At 67.6% G+C, this 18,012-nt stretch carries 18 protein-coding genes and 2 tRNA genes; 12 read left to right on the top strand and 8 right to left on the bottom strand.

The annotated features are described in order from the left end of the window. Positions 1-61 precede the first annotated feature (61 nt). The gene (locus MAY35_RS02405; RefSeq protein ID WP_238419042.1) at positions 62-508 is read right to left on the bottom strand and encodes a globin; all 447 of its coding nucleotides are present in this window, start codon (positions 506-508) and stop codon (positions 62-64) included. 195 nt (positions 509-703) lie between these two features. On the opposite strand from MAY35_RS02405, the gene MAY35_RS02410 reads away from it, so the two are divergent. Both MAY35_RS02410 and MAY35_RS02415 read left to right on the top strand, forming a co-directional pair. After that, positions 704-958, top strand: coding sequence for a hypothetical protein (locus MAY35_RS02410; RefSeq protein ID WP_238419043.1), 255 nt, complete (start codon positions 704-706; stop codon positions 956-958). Then, positions 945-1,439 (top strand): DUF5130 domain-containing protein, encoded by a 495-nt coding sequence (locus MAY35_RS02415; protein WP_238419044.1) that lies wholly within the window; start codon positions 945-947, stop codon positions 1,437-1,439. The genes MAY35_RS02410 and MAY35_RS02415 overlap by 14 nt, the downstream gene beginning before the upstream one ends. A 98-nt stretch (positions 1,440-1,537) precedes the next feature. Here the strand turns inward: MAY35_RS02415 and MAY35_RS02420 are convergent, their stop codons facing one another. Then, positions 1,538-2,965 (bottom strand): cation:dicarboxylate symporter family transporter, encoded by a 1,428-nt coding sequence (locus tag MAY35_RS02420; RefSeq protein WP_238419045.1) that lies wholly within the window; start codon positions 2,963-2,965, stop codon positions 1,538-1,540. Between the two features lie 202 nt (positions 2,966-3,167). Between MAY35_RS02420 and MAY35_RS02425 the strand changes: the two genes are divergently transcribed. Beyond that, positions 3,168-4,730 (top strand): ATP-binding protein, encoded by a 1,563-nt coding sequence (locus MAY35_RS02425; protein WP_238419046.1) that lies wholly within the window; start codon positions 3,168-3,170, stop codon positions 4,728-4,730. Then, positions 4,727-5,407: a response regulator gene (locus MAY35_RS02430; protein WP_238419047.1), complete on the top strand. Its 681-nt coding sequence runs from the start codon at positions 4,727-4,729 to the stop codon at positions 5,405-5,407. Before MAY35_RS02425 ends, MAY35_RS02430 begins: the two co-directional genes overlap by 4 nt. 51 nt (positions 5,408-5,458) lie before the next feature. Here MAY35_RS02430 and pepN read toward each other — a convergent pair whose 3' ends face one another. Next, positions 5,459-8,044, bottom strand: a complete 2,586-nt coding sequence (gene pepN, locus MAY35_RS02435; protein ID WP_238419048.1) for an aminopeptidase N — start codon at positions 8,042-8,044, stop codon at positions 5,459-5,461. A 10-nt stretch (positions 8,045-8,054) separates the two neighbouring features. After that, a complete protein-coding gene (locus MAY35_RS02440; protein ID WP_238419049.1) occupies positions 8,055-9,314 on the bottom strand; it encodes a TetR/AcrR family transcriptional regulator in 1,260 nt (419 codons plus the stop codon). A gap of 196 nt (positions 9,315-9,510) precedes the next feature. Here MAY35_RS02440 and MAY35_RS02445 point away from each other — a divergent pair, with 196 nt between their 5' ends. After that, positions 9,511-10,131 (top strand): DsbA family protein, encoded by a 621-nt coding sequence (locus MAY35_RS02445; protein ID WP_238419050.1) that lies wholly within the window; start codon positions 9,511-9,513, stop codon positions 10,129-10,131. A gap of 38 nt (positions 10,132-10,169) precedes the next feature. On the opposite strand, the gene MAY35_RS02450 is transcribed toward MAY35_RS02445, so the two are convergent. Next, positions 10,170-11,195: a M48 family metallopeptidase gene (locus MAY35_RS02450; protein WP_238419342.1), complete on the bottom strand. Its 1,026-nt coding sequence runs from the start codon at positions 11,193-11,195 to the stop codon at positions 10,170-10,172. 94 nt (positions 11,196-11,289) lie between these two features. On the opposite strand from MAY35_RS02450, the gene MAY35_RS02455 reads away from it, so the two are divergent. From MAY35_RS02455 to MAY35_RS02470, 4 genes are all read left to right on the top strand, one after another. Further along, a complete protein-coding gene (locus MAY35_RS02455; RefSeq protein WP_238419051.1) occupies positions 11,290-11,769 on the top strand; it encodes a ribose-5-phosphate isomerase in 480 nt (159 codons plus the stop codon). Between the two features lie 3 nt (positions 11,770-11,772). After that, entirely contained in the window at positions 11,773-12,576 is an 804-nt protein-coding gene (locus MAY35_RS02460) for a DNA-formamidopyrimidine glycosylase family protein (RefSeq protein WP_238419052.1), read from the top strand. Between the two features lie 102 nt (positions 12,577-12,678). Then, on the top strand, positions 12,679-13,116 hold the full coding sequence (locus MAY35_RS02465; RefSeq protein WP_238419053.1) for a homocitrate synthase: 438 nt from the start codon (positions 12,679-12,681) through the stop codon (positions 13,114-13,116). A gap of 147 nt (positions 13,117-13,263) precedes the next feature. Beyond that, the gene (locus MAY35_RS02470) at positions 13,264-14,136 is read left to right on the top strand and encodes a PE-PPE domain-containing protein (RefSeq protein ID WP_238419054.1); all 873 of its coding nucleotides are present in this window, start codon (positions 13,264-13,266) and stop codon (positions 14,134-14,136) included. Between the two features lie 128 nt (positions 14,137-14,264). Here MAY35_RS02470 and MAY35_RS02475 read toward each other — a convergent pair whose 3' ends face one another. Both MAY35_RS02475 and MAY35_RS23320 read right to left on the bottom strand, forming a co-directional pair. Then, positions 14,265-14,966: a L,D-transpeptidase family protein gene (locus MAY35_RS02475; RefSeq protein WP_238419055.1), complete on the bottom strand. Its 702-nt coding sequence runs from the start codon at positions 14,964-14,966 to the stop codon at positions 14,265-14,267. Positions 14,967-15,284: 318 nt separating this feature from the next. Then, the gene (locus MAY35_RS23320) at positions 15,285-15,470 is read right to left on the bottom strand and encodes a hypothetical protein (protein WP_308192428.1); all 186 of its coding nucleotides are present in this window, start codon (positions 15,468-15,470) and stop codon (positions 15,285-15,287) included. Positions 15,471-15,718: 248 nt separating this feature from the next. Here MAY35_RS23320 and MAY35_RS02480 point away from each other — a divergent pair, with 248 nt between their 5' ends. After that, the gene (locus MAY35_RS02480) at positions 15,719-15,973 is read left to right on the top strand and encodes a hypothetical protein (RefSeq protein ID WP_238419056.1); all 255 of its coding nucleotides are present in this window, start codon (positions 15,719-15,721) and stop codon (positions 15,971-15,973) included. A gap of 92 nt (positions 15,974-16,065) precedes the next feature. On the opposite strand, the gene MAY35_RS02485 is transcribed toward MAY35_RS02480, so the two are convergent. After that, positions 16,066-16,136, bottom strand: a tRNA-Gly gene (locus MAY35_RS02485). A 194-nt stretch (positions 16,137-16,330) separates the two neighbouring features. Between MAY35_RS02485 and MAY35_RS02490 the strand changes: the two genes are divergently transcribed. Both MAY35_RS02490 and tig read left to right on the top strand, forming a co-directional pair. Then, a tRNA-Pro gene (locus MAY35_RS02490) sits at positions 16,331-16,404 on the top strand. An 89-nt stretch (positions 16,405-16,493) separates the two neighbouring features. Further along, a complete protein-coding gene (gene tig, locus MAY35_RS02495; protein WP_238419057.1) occupies positions 16,494-17,861 on the top strand; it encodes a trigger factor in 1,368 nt (455 codons plus the stop codon). The last annotated feature ends 151 nt before the right edge of the window (positions 17,862-18,012 follow it).

The following is an 18,012-nucleotide window of genomic DNA, read 5'->3' on the forward strand; positions in this document are numbered from 1 at the left end:
TTTTCGTAGAGAAATCCAGGTCAGTCGGCGAGTCGTCCGGCGTGTCGGACGAGAAAGGGTCTCAGATCGGCGAATTCATCATCGACTGCGCGGCCATCTCCATGTAGTCGGTGAGCGCCTTGCGATGTGGCGGGTCGAGGGTCTCCTCGTCGATGGAGGCGATCGCGGTGTGCATGCACCGCAGCCAGGCGTCTCGTTCGATGGGGCCGACTCGGAACGGGTTGTGCCGCATGCGGAGCCGGGGATGGCCCCGCTCGTCGGAGTAGGTTCGTGGTCCGCCCCAGTACTGTTCGAGGAACATGCGCATCCGGCGTTCGGCCGGCCCCAGGTCTTCCTCGGGATAGAGCGGCCGGAGCACCTCGTCCTCGGCCACCTCGCGATAGAACACCGCGGTGAGCCGCCGGAAGGTCTCGGCACCACCGACCTCGTCGTAGAAGGTGCGCGCCGGGGTCTCCGGTGCCGATGATGCCGCGGGTGCGTTGCCGGGTTCGCCAGTCACCTTCTCCATTGTCCTCATCGTCGGGCCGCCTCTCAACGTGGGCGTCTACGACGCCGCGCCGGAGGCGTCTACGACGCCACGCCGGAGGCGTCTACGACGCGCTGTAGGGGTCGATGTCCCGGGAGGCCTCCGGTGCGTTAGATTGATCAACGATGACCTGCGCCGACAACAGCGCGGGTCCGGCGCGACCATCGAAAGGGTGACATGGACGTCGACAGCCTGATCGTCCCCATCGGAGTGCCAGTCACGATCGTGACGGTGCTCTTCGTGCTGCTCTGTGTTGTCGCGATGGTGTTCTCCTCGGGGGTCAAGTACCCGAAGGTCGACGAGTACACCCTCGACCAGCAGTGGGAGCATGCACCGCTTCTCTTCAGTGCCACGGACATCGAGCCGATGGCATTGCCGCAACATGCGGAACCCGGCGATGTGGATGGGAGCTCGGCCAGTGGCAAGTGGTGAGGTTACACACGCGAACGTGAGCGCAGAGGTCGCGGCCCGCTCGGCCGCCGAACTCCCGCTGGGCTCGGTCATCACCAACAGCGGTCGGATCTCCGCGGCCCGTTACCCGGGTGACGCGCCGACGACACCGCCCTTCAGCAAGCGCGATCTGATCGCACTCGATGACACGCTGAAGGCCGCCAGTGAGAAGGCGCTCGTCCGCTTCTCGGTGTACATCGGTGACCTCGGCGAGGACCTCGAGGGCAGCGCCCGCGACATCCTCGCGAAGTCGCCCGAGCCGGCCTACGGCACGCTCATCGCCGTCTCGCCGAACTCCCGCGACGTCGTCATCGTCTCCGGCAGCAAGGTGTCCAGCCGGGTCAACGACCGGGTCGCCGCACTCGGCGTGACCGCAGCGGTCACCGGATTCCGTCAGGGCCACCTGGTCGACGGGCTCATCGCGTCGCTGCGCGTGATGGCCACAGCGGCCGCCGGCGGCTGAACCGCCCCAGCGCCCGACAGCGCACCACAAGACAGCACGACCACGAGGCCGCCCCACCTTTCCGGTGGGGCGGCCTCGTCGTTTCCGGGTCGTGTCGCTCAGTGGGTGAGCGCCTTCTCTCGCGTACCGCTGTCCTGCGGGTCCAGATCGTCGTCGACCATGTTGGTCTCGTCGAAGGGATCGTGTCCGGAGAGGACGTCGTCGACGCGCTGCTTGTCGACCGTGCTCGTCCACGACCCGACCAGGAGGGTCGCGACGGCGTTCCCGGAGAAGTTCGTGACCGCGCGGGCCTCCGACATGAACCGGTCGATGCCCACGATCAGTCCCACGCCGTCGAGCATCTCCGGCCGATGGGCCTGCAGTCCGCCGGCGAGCGTGGCCAGCCCGGCGCCGCTGACTCCGGCCGCGCCCTTCGACGCGATGATCATGAACGCCAGCAGACCGATCTGCTCGCCGACCGACAGCGGATCGCCCATGGCATCGGCGATGAAGATCGACGCCATCGTGAGGTAGATCGCGGTGCCGTCGAGGTTGAACGAGTAGCCGGTCGGAACCACGACGCCGACGGTCGTCTTCTCGACGCCTAGATGCTCCATCTTCGCGATCAGGCGGGGGAGCGCCGATTCCGACGACGAGGTGGCGAAGATCAGCAGGTACTCACGGGCGAGGTAGCGCACCAGGCGGAAGATCGAGACCCCGGCGACCGTCCGCAGCAGCACGCCGAGCACGCCGAAGACGAAGACCAGGCAGGTGAGGTAGAACGCGAGCATCAGCGTGAGCAGCTGCTGGACCGCCGCCCAGCCGGTCTGTCCGACCACGTTGGCGATGGCGCCGAACGCGCCGATCGGTGCCACCCAGAGCACCATCGTCAAAACCTTGAAGACGAGCTTCTGGAAGTACGAGACCGCGGTGAGGATCGGCTCCCCGGTGCGGCCCATGGCCTGGATCGCAAAGCCCACCAGCAAGGCGACGAACAGGGCCTGCAGGACGCTTCCCGCGGTCAGCGCGGAGAGCATGGACTCGGGGATGATGCCCTGGATGAAGTCGAGGGTTCCGCCCGATTCGTGCGCGTCCTCGGCCAGTTCGGCACCCTTGCCCGACATCGCGTCGACGTTGAGGCCATCGCCGGGCTGGATGATGTTGCCGACGACCAGGCCGATCGCGAGTGCAACCGTCGACATCACGAGGAAGTAGGCGAAGGCCAGGCCTCCGACCTTCCCGACGGTCGCGGCCTTGCGGACCGAGCCGATGCCCAGCACGATCGTGCAGAAGATGACCGGCGCGATCATCATCTTGATCAGGCTGACGAACATCGTGCCCAGCACGCCGAGGTCCTTGCCGACTCCGGGTGCCACGAGGCCGACGACGACACCGGCGACCACCGCGATGATGACGGCGATGTAGAGCCAGTGTGTGCGGTCCCGCTTACCGCGGGCCGGGCCCGCGGTCGTATCGTCTGTCGTGGTCGCGATCGGATCGGAACCATCTTCGGCCGGCGTGCCGCCGGACCTCCCTCGAACGTTCATCGGTGATTCTCTCCTCGTACACCTGGGACATCGGTGACTAGGATTGTGACCCGGTGGGGTGACGCGGGTCACGATTGCGTTCATTACGTTCACTGCGTGTCGGAGCTGCCGCGCGACCGTGACGGCAGCGACACCGGACAGTGCGGCCGAACCGCAGCGACATACAACAGCAGCGACACGGACAGGAACGAGGTCGGAACGGGTGCGGTGGTATCCGCGAACGCTGGCCGGCCAGGTGGCGGCACTCGCGCTGGCCGTCATCGCCGTGGTGGTCGCGGCGGGAAGTGCCCTGGCCGCTGTCGACGCCCGGATCGACGGGGATCGCGCGGCGCGTGCCGAGGTCACCGCGGTCGCGGTGAGCCTGGCGGAGTCGCCGTCGACCGTTTCGGCGCTGACCTCACCGAATCCGAGCGCGGTTCTCCAACCGGTGACCGAGCGGGTCCGCTCGGCGACCGACGTCGCCTTCATCACGATCCTGGCGCCCGATCGGACGCGCTACACCCACACCGACCCGTCTCGGATCGGCGAACGCTACCTGGGCAACATCGACGCCGCCCTGCGCGGGCAGATCAGCACCGAGACCTACACCGGCACGCTCGGTCCCTCGATCCGCACGATCGCCCCGGTGCGCACACCCGACGGACGAATCGTGGGAATGGTCGCCGCCGGCATCACCCAGCGGACGCTCACCTCGGCGTGGCGCGGTCAGCTGCCACTGATCGGCCTGACGGCGCTGGCCGCGCTGATCACCGCGATCGCCGGGGTGTGGTGGATTCGGAGACGGCTCGTGCGCCAGACCGGTGGGTTGGGCCCCGGCGAACTGCGCCTGATGTACGACCATCATGATGCGGTCCTGCGGTCGGTCCGGGAGGGTCTGATCGTGATGGAGGGCGGGCGCCCGGCACTGGTCAACGACGAGGCGCGGCGATTGCTCGAGATCTCGACCGAGACCCCGCCCGACGACCTCCCCGCATTCCTCGATGACGAGGACGAGGTCACCGATGTCCTGTACGCCGACCGTGGGCGGGTGCTGCTGGTGAGTCGTTCGCCGGTGTCGGGGCGTCGTCGGTCATCGGTGATCACCATCCGCGACCGGACCGAACTGTCCGAGGCGATGGGTGAACTCGATTCGATGACGAGGTTCGCCGAGGCGCTGCGGTCGCAGGCCCACGAGGCGGCCAACCGGCTGCACACGATCGTTGCGCTGGTCGAGATGGGTCGCCCGGCGGACGCCGTCCGGCTGGCCACGACGGAGTTCGAACTGTCGCAGCAACTCATCGACCGGATGACCCAGGCCGTCGCGGAGCCGGCTCTCGTCGCGCTGATGCTCGGCAAGACCGCGCAGGCGTCCGAACGCGGGATACAACTGACGCTGACCGAGGAGTCACAGGTCAGCGACGCCGCCACCCAGATCCTCTCCCCGGGGGAGATGATCACCGTCGTGGGAAACCTGATCGACAACGGGCTCGACGCCTGCGATGCCGGCGACCCGTGGGTGGAGGTCACCGTGGTGGGCGACGCGGCCACCCTCGACATCGTCGTGGCCGACAGCGGGACCGGGATGGACGAGGAACAGTTCGCACTGGCCACCACCCGGGGATACTCGACCAAAGCCGGCGGTGACGAGGTGGGGCGAGGTCTCGGACTCGCCCTCGTGGCCCAGGTCGTCGCTCGCCACCACGGCTCGATGCACACCGAGAACACCTACGGGTCGGTCGTCTCGGTGCGCGTGTGCGCCGACGCGACAGGGGAGGACATTCGATGATCCGCGTTCTTGTCGTCGAGGACGAGCCGGTCATCGCCGAGGCGCACCGCGACTACCTGGCACGGCTCGGTGGATTCGAGGTCGTCGGGGTGGTGTCCACCGCCCAGGAAGCGCTGCGTCTGGCGACATCCGAGCCGGTGGACCTGGTGCTGCTCGATCTCGGCCTGCCCGATGCGCGGGGCGTCGACCTGGCTTCCGCGCTGTCGGGTGTGCGTCCGGCCCCGGACGTCATCGCGATCACGGCCCAGCGAGACCTGGCGACCGTGCGGAGCGCGATGTCCCGCGGTGTGTTGCTCTACCTGCTCAAGCCGTTCACGTTCGCGGCGTTCCGGGAGAAGGTCGAGCAGTACCTGCGCTACCGCGACGCACTGACCGGCGACGCCGACGCGGTCAGTCAGCGCGACGTCGACCGCGCGTTGGCGGAACTGCGGACGAGCGATGTCCGGCGTTCAGCGAAGAAGGGGGCGGCCCCTCAGACGGAAGATGCGGTGAGCCGCGCGGTCCGCGACAGTCCGGACGGTCTCACCGCCTCCGAGGTGGCGCGTGCGCTGGGGTCGTCGCGGGTCACGGCGTGGCGGTACCTCGAACGGCTCGCCGACGACCAGGTGCTCGAGCGAGACACCCAATACGGCTCGGCGGGACGGCCGCAGGTCCGATACCGGTGGCGACGACGCTGACGCGTCGAGCCGGTCCGGCGGGCTGCATCGAGCCGCGCCGGACCGACGACGTCAGCTGTCCTGCGCGTCGAAGGAGCGCGCCCGCAGCGACCGCGCCACACCGTCGCGGCCCTCGGCGATCAACCGCTTGAGTGCGGGCGGATGGTCGCCGGCGAGGAACTCCTCGGCCAGGTCCAGCGCTTCCTGCGACATGGCCCAGCTCGGGTAGAGGCCGATGACGACGGTCTGGGCGACCTCGCTGGACCGTCGCGCCCACACCTTCGGCACCATCTCGAAGTACTTCTCCACGTACGGTTCGAGGAGCCCGGACTGCCCGGGCCGCGCGAAGCCGCCGATCATGGTGCGGGTGTAGACATTCGACAACGTGTCGTCCTCGACGGCCCGAGTCCACGTGTCGGCCTTGGCCTCGGGCAGCGGACGGGCCGACCGGGCCAGTGCCGCCGATCGGGTACCGGTGGCGGTGTTGTCGCGCTCGGCCTCGGCGTCGATGACCGGCGTCGACGCGAAGTCGGGATCGATGGCCCCGGCCGTCGCGAGCGCAGTCACGAGCTTCCACCGCAGATCGGTGTCGACCGCGAGTCCGTCGAGCCCGTGCTCCTCGGGTGCGGAACCGTCGAGAAGCGCACGCGCCACATCGATCTCGTCGTCGTTGAGGGTGCCGCCCAGCCAGGTGCTGACGAAAGCGAGCTGATGGTCGGAGCCGGCGTCGGCGTTGCGGGCCAGCTCCAGCATCCGGGCACCGAATCCGGGCCGACCCACCGACGCCGCCCACTCCGGATCGGCGTAGGAGTCGATCGCGGTGGTCGTCTGGAGCAGAACCCGCTGCACGACACCGATCTCGGTCTCCGCGGCGATACCGCGCTGCACCAGTTCGACGAAGTCGCGGGCGCGCATCTCCGCCTGACGGGTCATCTCCCATGCCGCCGACCACACGAGGGTGCGGGGCATGGGATCGGAGATGTCGCCGATCCGCGCGGTCGCGGTGGCGAGCGACTCGGGGTCGAGCCGGATCGAGGCGTAGGTCAGGTCGCCGTCGTTGAGGAGCACCAGATCGCCGCGCCCGACACCGACGAGTTCGGCGACATCGGTCCGCTCACCCTCGACGTCGAGTTCGACGCTGTGCACCTGTTCCAACGCCCCCGAACCCTTGTCGGCATAGACGCCGACGCGCATGCGGTGGACCCTGGTCTCGCCGGCACCCGGTGCTGCGCCGTCCTGGACGATGGTGAACCGAGTGAACGCCCCGCTGGCGTCGACCTCGAAATCGGGACGCATCACGTTGATGCCGGTGGTGCGCAACCACTGATCGCCCCACTCGGAGAGGTCGCGTCCCGACGATTTCTCCAGCGCCCCGAGCAGGTCGGCGAACGTTGCGTTGCCGAACTCGTGGGCGGCGAAGTAGTCGCGCAGGCCGGCGAGGAAATCCTCCAGGCCGACGTAGGCGACCAGCTGCTTGAGCACCGACGCACCCTTGGCGTAGGTGATGCCGTCGAAGTTGACCTCGACGGCCGCGATGTCGGGGATGTCGGCGGCGACCGGGTGGGTCGAGGGCAACTGGTCCTGCCGGTACGCCCACGACTTCTCGACGTTGGCGAAAGTGGTCCAGGCACTGGTGTATTCAGTCGCCTCGGACTGACACAGCACCGACGCGAAGGTGGCGAACGACTCGTTGAGCCACAGGTCGTCCCACCACCGCATCGTGACGAGGTCCCCGAACCACATGTGCGCCATCTCGTGCAGCACGGTCTCCGCGCGACGCTCGTAGAGATACTTGGTGACGCGCGAGCGGAAGACGTAGTCCTCCAGGAACGTGACGGCTCCCGCGTTCTCCATGGCGCCGGCGTTGAACTCGGGGACGAAGAGCTGGTCGTACTTGCCGAAGGGGTAGGGGATGCCGAAGTTCTTGTGGTAGAAGGCAAAACCCTGCTTGGTCTCGGCGAAGAGCCGGTCGGCGTCCATATGCTCGGCCAGCGATGCCCGGCAGAAGATGCCCAGTGGGATGTCGCCGTGTTCGTCGGAGTAGACGTCGTTCCATTCGGCGTACGGGCCCGCGATCAACGCGACGAGGTAGGTGCTCAGCAACGCGGTCTCCCGGAAACGGTGCACGCCACCGGACACCGGCGAGTCCTCGTGCGCCGCATTGGAGATGACTTTCCAATCCTCTGGCGCGGTGACGGTCAGCGTGTATGTCGCCTTCAGGTCGGGCTGATCGAAACACGCGAACATCCGCTTGGCGTCGGCGGTCTCGAACTGGGAGTACAGGTACACCGAATCATCGGACTGGTCGACGAACCGGTGCAGGCCCTCGCCGGTGTTGGAGTACGCGCAGTCGGCGACGACGGTGAGTGTGTTGTCGGCGGCCAGGCCCGACAACGGGATGCCGACTGATTCGTCGAAAGCCGAGACGTCGAGGTCGGTGCCGTTGAGGGTCGCGGAGATCAGGGTCGGCGCGACGAGGTCGATGAAGGTGTCGGCGCCCTCGGTCGCGGAGAACGTGACCGTCGTCGTCGACCGGAAGGTCTCGGCGCCGGGTGCGCCGGCACCGTCGGTGAGGTCGAGCTCGATCCGATAATTCGACACGTCGAGAATCGCTGCGCGTTCGCGGGCCTGGTCTCTGGTGAGGTTGGGGGCAGTCACGCAGGCCAGCTTATCCAGGTGATGGGCTCGGCGAGGGCCGGCCGAGTCCGGCGGGTGCGAGGGCGGCCCGGGCCAGCGCGGTCACCTCGGCGACGATCCCGGCCCGCGCCCGCAGCCGTGGCGACTCGATCACCTCACCGGTCACCCCGAACAGGGCCTGCGCCAGGGCGTTGGCGTCCGCGGGTGACAACGCGGTGTCGCCGAACCTGATCGCATCGATCCACAGTGCGCGATGGTCGAGTTGCCCGGCCCGCAACCGTGCCTGATCGGCCTCGGGTAGGTACATCAGGTCGCGGGTGAACACGGGCATGATGCGGCCGTGGACTCCGAGTGAGTACTCCACGAACACGCCGATCAGCGCATCCAGGGCGTCGGCATCGGAGACACCGTCGAGCGCATGGGTGGACACGTACATGATGCCGTCCACCCCACGCCACAACACGGCTCGTAGGACCTCGGTCTTGCCGGACACCTCCTGATACAGGGTGGCCACCGAGATGTCGGCCGCGCGGGCGATCTCGTCGATGCGCACGTCGGGGAAGCCGCGCTCGGAGAACAGCTGCGCCGCGGCATCGAGGATGCGTTCGCGGCGGGCCGTCGGACGGCGCCGTCTCCGATCGGACGGTGCGGGATGCCCGTCGGCGGGGCCGGACGGCAGATCACAGGCGATGATGGCGTCGGCAACCGCTCGCTGGACCTCGATGAGCCGCTCCGGAGGAAGCGGACCACGCATCCCCGAGGTGGTCGCGTAGACACTCAGCACCGCCGCTCCGAGGAGTTCGGCCTGGTACGGGCTCACCTCCGGTCGGGTGTCGGCGATCATCGCGGACACCCGGTCGCTCAGACGCACGAAACTGTCTCGTAAAACGCCGGATTCGTCGGGCTGGAGATGATGTTGCTCGCGACGCCACAACGTGGAGACGTCGTGACGCGCCGAGAGATGGCCGATCCCGTCGAGGAACCGTGAGAGCCGGTCCGCAGGCGAGTGGCCACGGGTGATCGCGTCGGTCACGAGCCCCTCGACGAGGTCGAACTGAGTGACCAGCGCCCGCACCAGGATGTCGTGTTTGCTCGGGAAGTGGCGGTAGACGGCGGGACCCGTCAGGCCGACGGCCGCGCCGATCTGCTCGACGCCGACGTTCCGGTACCCGGTGTCCTGGAAGAGTCTGGTCGCGGCGCGGACGATCTGCTCCGATCGGGAACCGTGGCTGCGGCCGTGTACGCCGGGCCGGAGGGACGACTCCTCCGGGAGGGACGGGGTAGACGGCATCGAGGCAGGTCCTTCTTCGTCGACGGCCCTTGCACCATCTCACATCACCACGGCCGGTGGGCGCGTGTGTCCACAGGTCATCGGGGATTCCGGACCCGCGGGGAACAGTTCCGCGCGGGGGTATGTTGACCTCGACCGACGGCGTCGCCGGTTCGGCGCCGGACTCATCGTGTCAGCGACTTCGAGAGGACGTTTCATGTCAGAGCAGTCCCAGACCACCGATCGCGTCGACTTCTGGTTCGATCCGCTGTGTCCGTGGTGCTGGATCACCTCCCGCTGGATCCTCGAGGCCGAGCAGGTCCGTCCGATCGACGTGAATTTCCACATCATGAGTCTGGCCGTCCTGAACGAGGGCAAGGACATTCCCGAGGAGTACCGCGAGGGACTCAAGCACGCCTGGCGTCCCGTGCGGGTCATCGCCGCGGCAGCCGCACAGCGAGGCGACGAGGTCCTGGCGCCGCTGTACACGGCGATGGGCACGCGGATCCACAACGACGGCATCAAGGACTTCGACGAGGTGATCTCGGGTTCGCTCGCCGAGGTCGGGCTCGACGCCTCACTGGCCGAAGCCGCGGACAGCGAGGAGTTCGACGACGCCATCCGGAAGAGTCATCACGCCGGCATGGACAAGGTCGGTGACGACGTCGGTACCCCGACCATCCACGTCAACGATGTCGCCTTCTTCGGACCGGTCCTGTCACGTATCCCTCGCGGGGAGGACGCGGGCCGGGTGTGGGACGGCGCGCTGGCCCTGTCGTCCTATCCGCACTTCTTCGAGCTCAAGCGCAGTCGCAACGAGGACCCGCAGTTCGACTGACGCGCTCGGCAGGTCCCCGGGTACATGCGGTGCGCGGATCAGAACCGCGGCGGGGGTTCGATCCCGTTCGGCAACGAACCGGGGGCGACTCCGGCCGGATGTGGTGGCGGTGGCACCGCCACCACGTTCCCGCTGCCGACACCTCGCACGATCCGGCGCGGACGCAGCAGCATCGCCCCGGGTCGGCTGCGGTCACGAAGCGCTGCGGCCCGCCAGGTGAGTACCGGGTGCGAGGACATCGCGTTGGTGAGGAAGGGAAAGAATCCGCGCTCGTGGGTGGCGCGGTCGGCGAACTGATCGAGGTCGACCGCCGAGAGCATGTACTTGCCCGCGGCCAGGACACCGATGGCGCCAGGGACCCCGGCGGGCCGGGCGTAGTAGCCGTAATTGTCGGCGCTGTACTCCTGAGCCCGGGACAGGGCGGCCCCCAGAACGGGGATGTTCATCCCGACGATCGTCGACAACTGTCGCCAGTACGACGTGTGTCCGGCGGCGATGTGACCCACCTCGTGCCCGATGATGAACTCGAGCGCCTGCGGATCTCGCGCGGCGCCGCCGACCTCGAAGAGGTCGGAGTACACCACGACGAACCGTCGGAAGCCGTGGCCGGACGCGAAGGCGTTGATCGCCCCGTTGCCGAGGACGACGTAGGCGTCGGGTACGTACTCGAGTCCGAAGCGGGCAGCGGCCTCGACGACCATGCGGTGTCCGTCGGGGAACTGCGTCGGTGTCATCTGGACGCCGTTGACCCGCGGTGAGGCGTAGGTCAGGCCGCGGATCACATACAGCAGGACCGGAAAGACCAACGTGCCCAACAATAGCTGATCGAGCGTGCCCGTCGCGACGAGGGCGATGACCGCCCCGTATCCCAGGATCGTCGCGAGGATGACGACGACGAGGGTGGGGATCTCCCAGGGGTGCAGGCGGGGCCGAGCCGCATAGTGCGCCGGCCGCAGCCATCGTCGATTCGGATCGGCGGGTCCGGCGGGAGGCGGGTCGGCCACACCGGGGACGTTCGGAATCGGCGCCGGCAGGCCCGCGGCATGAAGTGCCCGGGCAGTGATCTCGGTGTTCGCGCCCGCTGTGGGCGGAACCGGCGGTTCGGGCTCGCGGGGGATGGGCGGGGGCGTGTCCACGTTGTCAATCTATAGTGGCGCCATGCGTGTCTATCTCGGTGCCGACCATGCCGGATTCGAACTCAAGAACCAGATCGCCGACCACCTGAAGGCCACGGGCCACGAGGTGGTGGACTGCGGGGCACATGTGATGGACCCCGCCGACGACTATCCGGCGTTCTGCATCGACGCCGCCGCCCGTACCGTCGCCGACCCCGGGAGCCTGGGAATCGTGCTGGGCGGCAGCGGCAACGGCGAACAGATCGCCGCCAACAAGGTCCCCGGTGCCCGATGCGCCCTGGCGTGGAGCGTCGAGACCGCGCAGCTCGCCCGCCAGCACAACAACGCCCAGCTGATCGGCATCGGCGGCCGCATGCACTCCACCGAGGAGGCGCTGGCCATCGTCGACGCGTTCATCGCGACGCCGTGGTCGGACGAGGCCCGCCACCAGCGTCGAATCGACATCCTCGCCGAGTACGAGCGGACCGGCCAGGCACCGCCGGTACCGGGAGCACCGGCCTGACCGGTGCCCGAAGGTCACACTCTCCATCGTCTCGCCCGCCGCCAGCAACGTCTGTTCGGCGGGCAGGACGTTCGTGTGAGCAGTCCCCAGGGCCGCTTCGCCGACGGCGCCGCCGAGGTGGACGGGATGCGTTTTCACGCTGCCGAGGCATGGGGCAAACATCTGGTGCACCGTTATCGGGACGGTCGCGTCGAGAAGATGGTTCACATCCATCTCGGGCTCTACGGGTCCTTCACCGAACTGACCGCCCCTCTCGGAGAGCCGGTGGGTCAGGTGCGTCTGCGTATCGAGGGCGCGTCGGCGGGAACCGATCTGCGGGGCCCCACCGCCTGTGAGATCTACCACCCCGCGGACCTCGAGGCGCTCGTGGCCCGGCTGGGTCCCGACCCTCTCCGGCGCGACGCCGACCCCGAGCGGGCATGGGCCGCCATCTCTCGCTCGGCACGGCCCATCGGTGCGCTGCTCATGGACCAGAAGGTCATCGCCGGCATCGGCAACGTCTATCGCGCCGAAATCCTGTTCCGCGCTGGGATCGATCCGATGCGCCCCGGAAAACGTGTTCTCCGAAGCGAATTCGACGATCTGTGGGCGGACCTGGTGGCCCTGATGAAGGTCGGCGTGCGTCGCGGCCGCATCCACGTGATGCGCCCGGAGGACGATCACGGGGCTCCGTCCTACGCGCCGAACCGTCCGCGGACCTATGTCTATCGGCGTACCGGCGAACCGTGCCGGATCTGTGGGACGCCCGTCCAGGTCGCCGAGATGGAGGCCCGGAATCTGTACTGGTGCCCCGTCTGTCAGACCTGACCGGTCTTGCTCAGGTAGGTGTGGTTAGCCGAACCTCAGTAGCATCTAACCGAGTCGCGAGGTCTTCCTCGTGCGAACGGTCGGGATGAACCAGGGGGCAGTGTGACAATCAGCGAAAGCATCCGGTCTCACGCCGGACTGATCTCGCGCGGGGAGGTGTCGCCGCTCAAGGACGTGCCGTTCCACGGTGCCGCGGACGCGCCGATCACCCGGCGTGTACTCGCGGGAGAGAACATCTTCCCGGAAGCCGAGAAGCGGGTGGTCGCACACGAGATGCGAGCCGTGTCGGCCGCCGCGCGCGACTACTGCGAGCCGCACGTCCACGACTGTCCGGAGATCAACATCCTGCTGTCTCTGGACCACCTCGTCTACGAGATCACCCTCGGCGATGAGGTCTACGAGGTCGAGGCGCCGGCGAGCATCTACATCCCCGCTGGTCTCGTGCACAGCGCCAATGTGATCGAGGGCAGCGGCTTCTTCATCGCGATCATCGAGACCGCCGAGTACGTCGCCAAGCCGCCGCCCGCCCGGGCGTCGTGAGCGGGAACGTCCTGCGGAACCGAAACTCAGTGATCTTTCAGCGGTAACCCCGGGCTGATCACATGTGGTCTTGCCACTCTGGATGATGTGCAGCAACGTCAGCAGAGCCCGACCCCAGGAAGCACCGTCGCAGCGGCTGAGGGCGGCGTGTCCTGGATCACCGTGCTGGTGGTCGGCGGTACGGGTGAATCCCACACCGGCGACACCCGGACGCAGGTCACCGGTCTGCTCGCGGCGGTTGCCGATGAACTCGACGATCGTTTCGACTGCCGATGGATCGGCTATCCCGCCAGCTACGGACCGGCACCGCACCGCGACGGTATGAGCTTCACCCAGAGCGTGGCGACGGGTGCGGTCCGTCTGCGCCGCGCGCTGGCCGCCACGACGGGTCCCGTGGCGCTGGTGGGGTACTCGCAGGGCGCGGTGGTCATCCGCACCGCGCTTACAGAACTGTGGGCCGACGGATCGCCCGTTCCGAGCCGGATCCTCGGCGTGGGTCTCGTTGCCGATCCGCATCAGCCGCCCGGTGTCGTCCCCGGTTGCGACGGCTGGGGTGTGGCAGGCCCGGGTGTCGACCTGCCGCCCGGGGTACCGGTCCACTGGGTCGGAGCGACCGACGACATGATCTGCAACGCCGGGCCGGATTCGTTCGTTCGCGACATCGCCGACCTCACCGGAGGTATGACCCTCGCGGCGCTCGGCCGGTGGGGGAGTAGTGCGTGGACGGTGTTGCGCGCGAACAGTTTTCAGAATGCTCGACGCACCACGGTCGGGCCGTCCCAGTGGCGTCGTGACGTGCGTCGACTGGCATCGGCCTGGAGCGAGGTCCGCTGCTACCTCCCGTCGGTGATCAAGGTCAGCGGCGTTCGTGTGGTCAACACCCGGGGCGGCCGGCACACCTGTTATCCCACGGAGCCGTACCGACGGGCGTCCGTCACCGACCCGGTGTCGACGGGGTGTCAGGTGATCGCGCAGTGGCTCCAGGTCCAGGCCACGTTCGGCGGTCTCGCCGCGGCCTAGGGCGCGGTCGGCCCGGAAGAAACGGGCCCTCGTAGAACGGGCCAGAACAAAATGGCAGACCCCAGACGACGATGAGGGCCGGCCACCCTGCGGTGACCGGCCCTCGTCGACTGACCAACTACTTCGACCTACGTGCCCTGGTACTTCGGGCCGACGGTGTTACGCACGACGATCGGGGTGTCGCGCGGGACGTTGTCGTAGACCCACTTGCCGTATTCGGTGGTCACGTTGATGCAGCCGTGGCTCACATTGCTGCGGCCCTGCTGATTGACCGACCAGGGAGCGGCGTGGATGAAGATGCCGTCCCACGACATACGGGTCGCGTACTCGACGTAGGTGCGGTAACCCTCGGCGGAGTCGACCGGCACGCCGTACGTGGACGAGTCCATGTACATGTCGCGGTACTTCTCCTTGGTGTGGTAAACGCCGTTCGGGGTCGGGTTCTTGTCCGAGCCCATCGAGATCGGCATCTTCTTCACGACCTTGCCGTTGTGCCACCAGGTGATGGTGTGGGTGGCGTCGTCGGCGAGGGCGACGTACCCGGTCGACGTCTTGACGTTCGGCATCGCAGGGTCGGCCGGCTTCTCCTCGGTGGGTGTCGAGGACGGCGGCTGCGGGGCTTCGGGGGTGCTCGGCGCCGGGGGCGTCGGCAGGCCGGGGATGGCGGGCAGTTCGACGGGCGGCAGACCCGGGATGACCGTGACCGGGACGGCGTTGGCGACTCCGGGCAGCGCGAGGGCCATCGCCAGAACGCCGACGACGACTGCGGTGAGTCGTCGAGCCGAGCGGCGGCGGGCTGCCCGCGGGGTCGGCACTTGAGAATTCAGCACTTGGTCGTACCTTCGGTTCGATGGAAAGGCCGCGCATCGGCCTGAGCGCGAATCCATCGTTACACAACCGTTGCCGACGGTCCAAGGTGTTCGGCCCGCCGGCCGACCCACGATCGCGAAGTCTGTCTACGACGTCGCAAAAACCCGAGGTTGCGGCGACTACGAAGAACAACTGTGACGGTCATCACAGCGAGCATCACGGATCCCCGGGAAACCGATGCGGTCCATCTTCGTCGGCGTGCGCCTGGTGTCAAGAAGGTCGTTTGTCCCAGTGGTGCTTCGGCTTCGATGCCCGACCGGGTGTCGACTTCCGTCGACTCAGGCGGGTTGCGGATGTTCCGTGCGGAGGTGGCGCGCGGGTTGTGCGCAGGCCTCGTCGCGGCAGACGAGCATCACGTCGACACGGCCTATGCCTGCCTCGGATTCGGTGACATCGCGACGGAGGTACAGGGGGGCGCCGCAGGACTGGCATCTGCGTTGGGTTTTGGAATGGCTGGAAGACATGGCCTCAGCGTACGCCCCGGTGTGGCCTGGATCACATCCATCATTTCTGCCCGCATTGTCCGTTGCGCTGTGGTCCGGTCGATCGACTAAGGGTGGGTTTTGAGACATCGGGGCGGGTTCGCGGCGCGCCGTTCTCCCGGAAGAGGACCGTCGGATGGAGCAATATCCGCAGCTCGATGCCGGAGAGGAGTGCTGTCACGTCCAGACGCCTCTCGGTGTCGAGGGGCGACCCACAGTGAGGAAAGTCGATGACCCGACTCCTGGCAATACTGACATTCACCATCGCGGCTTTCATCGGGAGCGCAGGCCTGTCCAACGCCGAGCCCTGCATGATGTCGCTCGGCAACGGCCAGCTCGCGCCCTGTCCGCCGCCGATCGTCTCGACCGGACCGGGAGATCCCGCTCCGCCCGGACATCCCGCCGAAGACCCGGCGCCCGAGGTCACCCACGAATACAAGACGCCGGAGTGGCTACTCGAATCGGAGCCGCCCGCCGACGCCTGATCTCACGCACGCCGGAACGTGTGGGACCGCCTGAACATACGGGTCCGGGGAAAGCGAGAGGCCCGGAGGCGAGATGCCTCCGGGCCTGGGGGAGCGGGTGACGGGAATCGAACCCGCGTAGCTAGTTTGGAAGACTAGGGCTCTACCATTGAGCTACACCCGCGTTCGCGTACGGCCCCGAAACCGGAGCCGTGTGCGTTGACAGACTGTACCGGTAGGTGCGCGGTATTCGAAATCGGGGTCGGCCGTCCGCCGCTTCGGACACCCGTGCGTGGAGTCGACGGACGAGGCACGTACTATCTTCTGTTGGCCCTGATGCGCGGTCGCCCTACGGGCTGCCAACGCGTGTTCGGACCGCGGGATGTGGCGCAGCTTGGTAGCGCATCCGCTTTGGGAGCGGAGGGTCGCAGGTTCAAATCCTGTCATCCCGACTTGATCGTTGTGGCCGACCCGGTCACCCGGAATACGGCTGCCGAAACCGAACTTTCGCTGCCAACGCAGATATAAGGAGTATTCAGGCGTGAAGAGCACTGTCGAGCAACTCACCCCGACGCGAGTGAAGCTCAACGTCGAGGTCCCCTTCGAGGAGCTGTCGGCAGACTTCGACCGGGCCTACCGGTCGTTGGCCCAGCAGATCCGGATCCCCGGCTTCCGTCCGGGCAAGGCGCCGGCCAAGCTGATCGAGGCCCGCGTCGGACGCGACTCGATCCTCGCCCAGGTCGTCAACGACGCCATCCCGGCCAAGTACTCCGAGGCTGTCGCCGAGACCGAGACCAAGGCCATCGGCCAGCCCGAGATCGATCTCTCGGAGCTGAAGTACGGCGAGTCGGTGACCTTCACCGCCGAGGTCGACGTCCGTCCCGAGATCACCCTGCCCGACTACTCGACCCTGTCGGTCGAGGTCGACGCGATCGAGGTCGACGAGGCAGCCGTGGACGAGCAGCTCGAAGGACTGCGCGCCCGCTTCGGCACCCTCAAGGGCGTCGAACGCGGAGTCGAGAACGGCGACTTCGTCTCCATCGACCTGGCTGCGACCGTCGACGGCGAGACCGTCGAGGAAGCCACCACCGAGGGCCTGTCCCACGAGGTCGGTTCCGGCCAGCTCATCGACGGGCTCGACGAGGCACTCATCGGCTTGAAGGCCGGCGAGGACAAGGAGTTCACCACCAAGCTCGTCGCCGGTGACCACGCCGGTGAGGAGGCTCTCGTGAAGGTGACCGTTCAGTCGGTCAAGGAGCGCGAGCTGCCCGAGGTCGACGATGAGTTCGCCCAGATGGCCAGCGAATTCGACACCGTCGAGGAGCTGCGTGCGAGCCTTGCCGAGCGCGTCGAACAGTCGGCAAAGCTGGAGCAGGCCAACAAGATCCGCGACGCCGTGCTCGACAAGCTGCTCGAGACCGTCGAGATCGCGCTGCCCGAGAAGGTCGTCGACGAAGAGGTCGAGGGGCAGCAGCACCAGGTCATCCACGCCCTCGGACACGACGACGAGCAGGTTGCGAAGTTCCTCGAGGCGCAGGGCAAGACGCGCGAAGAGTGGGACGCAGAAACCCGCGAGGAAGCCGAGAAGTCGGTCAAGCAGCAGCTGCTGCTCGACGCGATCGCCGACCAGCAGGACACCGAGGTCAGCCAGGACGAGCTGACCCAGCAGATCATCTTCACCGCGCAGCGGTACGGCATGCAGCCGCAGGAGTTCATCCAGCAGCTGACCCAGGCCAATCAGGTCGGCGCCGTCTACGCCGACGTGCGTCGCGGCAAGTCGCTGGCAAGCATCGTCGGCGACGTCACCGTCACCGACTCGAACGGTGCGACCGTCGACACCTCGGAGTACTTCGGCGGCAAGGACGATGAGTCCGACGCCGACGCCGAGGGTGCCGACGCCGACAACTGATCGGCCGCACACCCCGCAGTTCCACCCGCAATCGCCGGTCCTCTCCGAGGGCCGGCGATTGCCGTCCCGTGGCACCTCTGGTCCGCCACCGTGCATCGGTCGTTCACGGTGGCGAGGGTGGTTCTGCTCTCAGCGAATCGGCGTGTCCTCG

It is taken from the genome of Gordonia sp. 'Campus' (assembly GCF_022206305.1).
GTDB lineage: Bacteria > Actinomycetota > Actinomycetes > Mycobacteriales > Mycobacteriaceae > Gordonia.

What these genes read in the sequence shown, in the direction of transcription:
- MAY35_RS02405 (WP_238419042.1), bottom strand. Translation starts at nt 508, where the DNA reads ATGGAGAAGGTGACTGGCGAACCCGGCAACGCACCCGCGGCATCATCG.
- MAY35_RS02410 (WP_238419043.1), top strand. Translation starts at nt 704, where the DNA reads ATGGACGTCGACAGCCTGATCGTCCCCATCGGAGTGCCAGTCACGATC.
- MAY35_RS02420 (WP_238419045.1), bottom strand. Translation starts at nt 2,965, where the DNA reads ATGAACGTTCGAGGGAGGTCCGGCGGCACGCCGGCCGAAGATGGTTCC.
- MAY35_RS02430 (WP_238419047.1), top strand. Translation starts at nt 4,727, where the DNA reads ATGATCCGCGTTCTTGTCGTCGAGGACGAGCCGGTCATCGCCGAGGCG.
- MAY35_RS02440 (WP_238419049.1), bottom strand. Translation starts at nt 9,314, where the DNA reads ATGCCGTCTACCCCGTCCCTCCCGGAGGAGTCGTCCCTCCGGCCCGGC.
- MAY35_RS02445 (WP_238419050.1), top strand. Translation starts at nt 9,511, where the DNA reads ATGTCAGAGCAGTCCCAGACCACCGATCGCGTCGACTTCTGGTTCGAT.
- MAY35_RS02455 (WP_238419051.1), top strand. Translation starts at nt 11,290, where the DNA reads ATGCGTGTCTATCTCGGTGCCGACCATGCCGGATTCGAACTCAAGAAC.
- MAY35_RS23320 (WP_308192428.1), bottom strand. Translation starts at nt 15,470, where the DNA reads ATGTCTTCCAGCCATTCCAAAACCCAACGCAGATGCCAGTCCTGCGGC.
- MAY35_RS02480 (WP_238419056.1), top strand. Translation starts at nt 15,719, where the DNA reads ATGACCCGACTCCTGGCAATACTGACATTCACCATCGCGGCTTTCATC.